Origin of the sequence: Endozoicomonas sp. ALE010, from assembly GCF_049310165.1 — a bacterium.
GTDB lineage: Bacteria > Pseudomonadota > Gammaproteobacteria > Pseudomonadales > Endozoicomonadaceae > Endozoicomonas.
Window position 1 is genome coordinate 1 of sequence record NZ_JBLYNV010000129.1, and the last position, 4,877, is coordinate 4,877.

The window sequence follows — 4,877 nt, forward strand, 5'->3', positions numbered from 1 at the left end:
CCCGGATTCAGATTGCAGTTGATGCGGTGGAAATGTTCCAGTGCCCGTTGTTGTCTGTTCCACCTGGTAACCTGACATGGATCGCTTTCTTCCTTGTTTTCGGCTGTTTGCTGGCCGGTGCCTTCCGGCTTCAGTGGATGTTAACGGGGATGGAGTGTCTGTGGTTACTGAGGAGGAAGGTGACTGCATGGTTTCTTCGGGGAATACCTGTTTCCAGTTGGAGAATCGTCTGGGGATGACAACAATAGAACGTAAACGCTAATTTAACCAGCGTAATAGCCAACCCCGCCGGTTGCCTTGGTGGGCCACCCACATGTACTTATCCGAGTGGATGGCCTTGCTGAGTTCCTTGAGTACCTGGATCCGGGTTTCATCAGCATTCATGATGTGGCCGACCCGCTGATGGTCTGCCATCAGGTTGATCAGGGACTGCAGTTGCAGGGACAACCGGATCAGCCAGTTGGCCATGGTCGTCCGGGTAATGGAGCCGCCATAGCGTGCCAGTATTTTTTCCTGCCGGAACAATGGCAGGGTGCGGCCGGCCAGGCATCGCAATATTTGGCAATGATGATTCAGGCCAGCATGCTAACGGTCACTGCGGGTTTGGGAATGATATCCAGCTCTTCCCGGACTCTGGTGAAGAAGGTCTCAAGGGCACCCTGCTTCTCTTCCGGGGGCAGCTCAATACGTTCCTGAAAAGCTGGGGTCAGAAAAGCTGGGGGCAGGTCTTTCATTGTGTAAAAATATATTGTTTATCACCATAAACGACACGTGTTATGCAAAATGATGACCCTGATTTTTGTCTTTCCCTGATCCCTGCCATCGTACCGGCGGACAGACGGCCTTCCCTGGCCGATGCAGTTTGCAGCCCGCTCCGGCACTCCAGCGCTCCGCAGACTGCAAACTGCACCCACCCTGGCGTCCCTGACCCTTTCTTCACGCGAGAAAAAAAAGACAAAAACGATTGAACACCTATAATTCCATTTTCGTATCTTATCGAGTTGTCAGTTTATGGATGCTCTCAGGAGTCGATTTTCTACCTTCCGGATAACCGCTCAACACGCCCCCTTATCGGGGCCGAGTGCTGCGCCTTCCTTTGCCAGTGCTGTCGATGACGACAGATCAAATCCAAACGGTGAGGCTCCGATACTGGCGGCCTGTCGCGGCAATAATCTTCCCTGGGTTCAAGAGTTGCTGGCGAACGATCCGGCTCTGGTGAACAGATCATTCCTGACGAAAGTTGCTAATCCTGCCTGGCAGGTGTATCCGCTCTTCATCGCTGCCCAATACGGGCATCTCGCCGTCGCGAAATGCCTGATCGGGGCTATCAGAGAGGCCGTAGGAACCCTGCCAGAGGCGGACAAGTCCATGGCCGCCAGGCGATTCCTGTCGGCCGCTTGCCGGGACGGAGCAACCGCCCTCTACATCGCTGCCCAGAACGGGCATCTCAACGTCGCAAAATGCCTGATCAAGGCGCTCAACGAGGCCGTGGGAAACCTGCCAGAGGCGGACAAGTCCACGGCGCTCAGGGTGTTCCTGTCGAGTGCTTGCGAAAACGGAGCGACCGCCTTCTTAATCGCTGCCCAGAACGGTCATCTTGACGTCGTAAAATACCTGAGCGAGGCGCTTAACGAGGCCGTGGTAACCCTGCCAGAGGCGGATAAGTCCACGGCCGTCAAGCGGTTCCTATCGGCCGCTTGCAAAGGCGGGACGACTGCCCTCTACATCGCTGCCCAGAACGGGCATCTCGGCGTGGTGAAATACCTGAGCGAGGCGCTTAACGAGGCCGTGGGAAACCTGCCGGAGGCGGACAAGTCCACGGCGGTCAGGAGGTTCCTGTCGGCCGCGTGTAAAGGCGGAGCGACTGCCCTCTACATCGCTGCCCAGAACGGGCATCTCGGCGTGGTGAAATACCTGATCGAGGCGCTCAACGAGGCCGTGAAAACCCTGCCGGAGGCGGACAAGTCCAGGGCGGTCAGGGCGTTCCTGTCGAGTGCTTGCCAGGACGGAGCGACTGCCCTCTACATCGCAGCCGAGAACGGGCATCTCGGCGTCGTGAAATACCTGGTCGGGGCGCTCAACGAGGCCGTTGAAAGCCTGCCGGAGGCGGACAAGTCCACGGCGGTCAGGGCGTTCCTGTCGGCCGCTTGCAAGGATGGAGCGACCGCCCTCTTCATCGCTGCCCAGAACGGGTACGGCGCGGTTCTGAATTTTTTGCTTGAACAGGGCGCTGACCCGGAACAGAAATGGGCTCTTTGCTTTCTCGGGAAATACCGGGTCTTTAAATGGTGCTTCGCCAGGTCGCCTTTGAAGGCTGCAGGCAAGAGCGGCCATCTAGTTACGGAACGCCGCCTGGAATGCCTCCTTCAAGAAAAAAGGAGAGCCGTCAAACTGCCAAGGACAATAGCGGTGAATGAGACTGTCGCCTTAATGCCGGGCATTGAGGAAACCAGGCTGTGACTCTCTACCCGCAGTTTTAATCAAGAGAGTCTTGTTTACCTGCCGAATTTTGCTTCAGGTTTTATCTGTGGGAGCCGTCACCCATTGCGGTTCAAAAAATCCTGAACCGATTCACCCGACACTCATACCCATCAATCACGCCGCTCTCATAATACCCCGCCCAGTCATAGAAAAACGGTGTCCAGCTACCACTGGGCATCAAGTTCATCAGGCCAATACAGACAAATAGCACACAAGCGCTGATCCCATACTCCACAGGCTCCACGGTTCTGAAACGTCCGCCGAACAGGTGGAATCTCCGGTCAGAATAAGACGACAACGGCACACCAGACACCGTCATGGCATCGGTCAGAATATGCGTCACCCCACCCCAACAAACCGCTGTAAGAACCGTGCTAAGCCATTGTCCGGCAGAAGGAAAATCCCGGCCTGCCACGCCAGCGACCACACGCTCAGATAGTGGGCCACCGTCCGGTGCTTTACCGGCCTGCCAACAAACTTCAGCACCCACTGCATCCAGTCCCGCGCAGTGGTCCCGATAATGGTCGGCGGCACCAGTCGTACGTCATAAACGGCCGTGACCGACCCGGCAATCAGAACATGGTTCACCCACTTCATGGTGCGTCGTACACCGCCGGGTCCGGGCTCACGTGTATAACCACGGAAAACGGCACATGATCCGGGTCATACTCAAGCGGATCATCAATGCTGCCGGTTTCCTTGCCCATATACAGCACCGCAAGGCGGTCAATCTTCAGGCCCAGCGCTTGTGCCACTCTGGCAGTGCTTTTGCCGTTGTCCGTCGTTTCCAGGAACGCTTTGCAAAAGGCCTCGCTACCGTAGTCTGCCCGATGATCGATCAGCACCTTATTGGTGCCCGGGTTCGATATGCCGCATCGCTCAATGGTGCTTGGCAATTCCAATGGCCAGCCCTTTTTTTTAAACGCCCATTGGTACTGCCAGGCAATCACCGTGCTCATATAGATATCGTGCGGGTTAATGTTGCCTTCCTTCACGTTGTTCTTGAACTTCCAGTGTTTCTGGGTGAATTCATTGCAAAAGCGGTATTTCCAGGGGTGTCCGTTGGTGATCCCTTCCCCACAGGTGCGTGTCTGGCCGTAGTAATCCGTCGTTGTCGTTAAGGCATGCATTGTTTCCAGCTTGTCGGCCTGTTTGCTGAGTGAATCCTGCAATTTTTCCCGTATCTTGCGGTCTCTGCGGATGCCGGTATAGACGTTTTCCAGGGTTTGGTATTCCGTGATGGCCGTATCCTCAACAATCCAGTCCCACAAAGCCTTGTCCTCCCTGGGGGGGATCAGCGCCTCAAGCTGGCGCTCAAGTGCCTGCTGCAGTGCCAGGCGCTGGTGTTCATCCTGCTCTGCCAACCGCACAATCCGCCCGTCCGCCGTCATGCCAAGGGCGTTCAGTGGCTCATTGCCGGGGTTGTCCGCCAGGTAGCGCTCAATGGCCTGTGTCGTTGCTTCCGTCGCTGCTGTTGTGGGGTTCACTGGGGTTATCCTTTTCCGGGTGTGGGGCCAGTACCGGCAACGCCGCTACCTGTTTCAGCCAGGCATTGGGCCGTGACCGACCCGGCAATCAGAACATGGTTCACCCACTTCATGGTGCGCCGTACACCTTCGGGTCCGGACTGACATGAACTTGCACACTAAAATCTCCTGAGGCCTCATCGGGATCAATATCCCAATCAATCCGCTCAACTGGCCTGGTGTCAAAAAAAACATTCAGGCCACAAATCATTAGTCCCAGGTCTTGCGCCACTCTGACTGTGCTCTTGCCATTCACAGTCGTTTCCAGGAAGGCTTTCACGAAGGTGTCGGAATCAAACCTGTCTTTATGCTCAACCAGGCACTCCACGGTTTGTTCATTTGTGATCCCACATCGTTCTATGATGGTCGGCAGTTCCAATAGCCAGCTCTCATGGCGGGCAGTCTGTTCAAACTGGTGAACAATCAAGTTGCTCATGTAAAAGACATGTTTGGCAGCCTTGCCTGTTTTATAATTGCGTTTGAATTCCCAGTGCGTCCGGGTTAATTTATTCTCAAAATCGCAATCCCAATCGGTACCATCCTCAAGCACCCCGCTCCCCCTGGTCATGATATTGCCAAGACTGTCATATACCGTCCTGGTCTGTTTGTTTATGACGGCAAATTTATCGGCATAATCAGTCTTCAAAGTGGCCAGGCGGTCCCGGATCTGCCGGTCCCGCCAGATCCTCTTCTGGTAATCCCCCAGGGTTTGTACAGTGCCTAGCGTGTTCTTGATCATCCTGTACCTGTCCGTCAGGCTGACCTCCTGAGGCATCAAAGCCCCAAGCTGGTGCTCAAACACCTGGCGCAGTGTCGGCCGCTGACCCGCCTCCTGCTCTGCCAGGCGCACAATCCGCCCTGTCTCTTATA

7 protein-coding genes are annotated in these 4,877 nt (G+C 55.5%); 2 read left to right on the forward strand and 5 right to left on the reverse strand.

From position 1 onward, the window contains the following. Positions 1 to 239, forward strand: a 239-nt coding sequence (locus tag ACO6UY_RS23850; protein ID WP_422462945.1) for a hypothetical protein, incomplete at its 5' end; no start/stop codon positions are given. Between the two features lie 19 nt (positions 240 to 258). Here the strand turns inward: ACO6UY_RS23850 and ACO6UY_RS23855 are convergent. Further along, a complete protein-coding gene (locus ACO6UY_RS23855; RefSeq protein WP_422462947.1) occupies positions 259 to 555 on the reverse strand; it encodes an IS66 family transposase in 297 nt (98 codons plus the stop codon). Between the two features lie 17 nt (positions 556 to 572). Next, positions 573 to 734, reverse strand: coding sequence for a hypothetical protein (locus ACO6UY_RS23860; protein WP_422451118.1), 162 nt, complete (start codon positions 732 to 734; stop codon positions 573 to 575). A 481-nt stretch (positions 735 to 1,215) separates the two neighbouring features. On the opposite strand from ACO6UY_RS23860, the gene ACO6UY_RS23865 reads away from it, so the two are divergent. Then, positions 1,216 to 2,460, forward strand: a complete 1,245-nt coding sequence (locus tag ACO6UY_RS23865) for an ankyrin repeat domain-containing protein (RefSeq protein WP_422491530.1) — start codon at positions 1,216 to 1,218, stop codon at positions 2,458 to 2,460. A gap of 91 nt (positions 2,461 to 2,551) precedes the next feature. On the opposite strand, the gene ACO6UY_RS23870 is transcribed toward ACO6UY_RS23865, so the two are convergent. From ACO6UY_RS23870 to ACO6UY_RS23880, 3 genes are all read right to left on the reverse strand, one after another. After that, positions 2,552 to 2,971, reverse strand: a complete 420-nt coding sequence (locus ACO6UY_RS23870) for a hypothetical protein (RefSeq protein ID WP_422451115.1) — start codon at positions 2,969 to 2,971, stop codon at positions 2,552 to 2,554. A 103-nt stretch (positions 2,972 to 3,074) separates the two neighbouring features. Continuing rightward, positions 3,075 to 3,968, reverse strand: a complete 894-nt coding sequence (locus ACO6UY_RS23875) for a hypothetical protein (RefSeq protein ID WP_422451114.1) — start codon at positions 3,966 to 3,968, stop codon at positions 3,075 to 3,077. 109 nt (positions 3,969 to 4,077) lie between these two features. After that, positions 4,078 to 4,857, reverse strand: a complete 780-nt coding sequence (locus ACO6UY_RS23880) for a hypothetical protein (protein ID WP_422491532.1) — start codon at positions 4,855 to 4,857, stop codon at positions 4,078 to 4,080. Between the last annotated feature and the right edge of the window lie 20 nt (positions 4,858 to 4,877).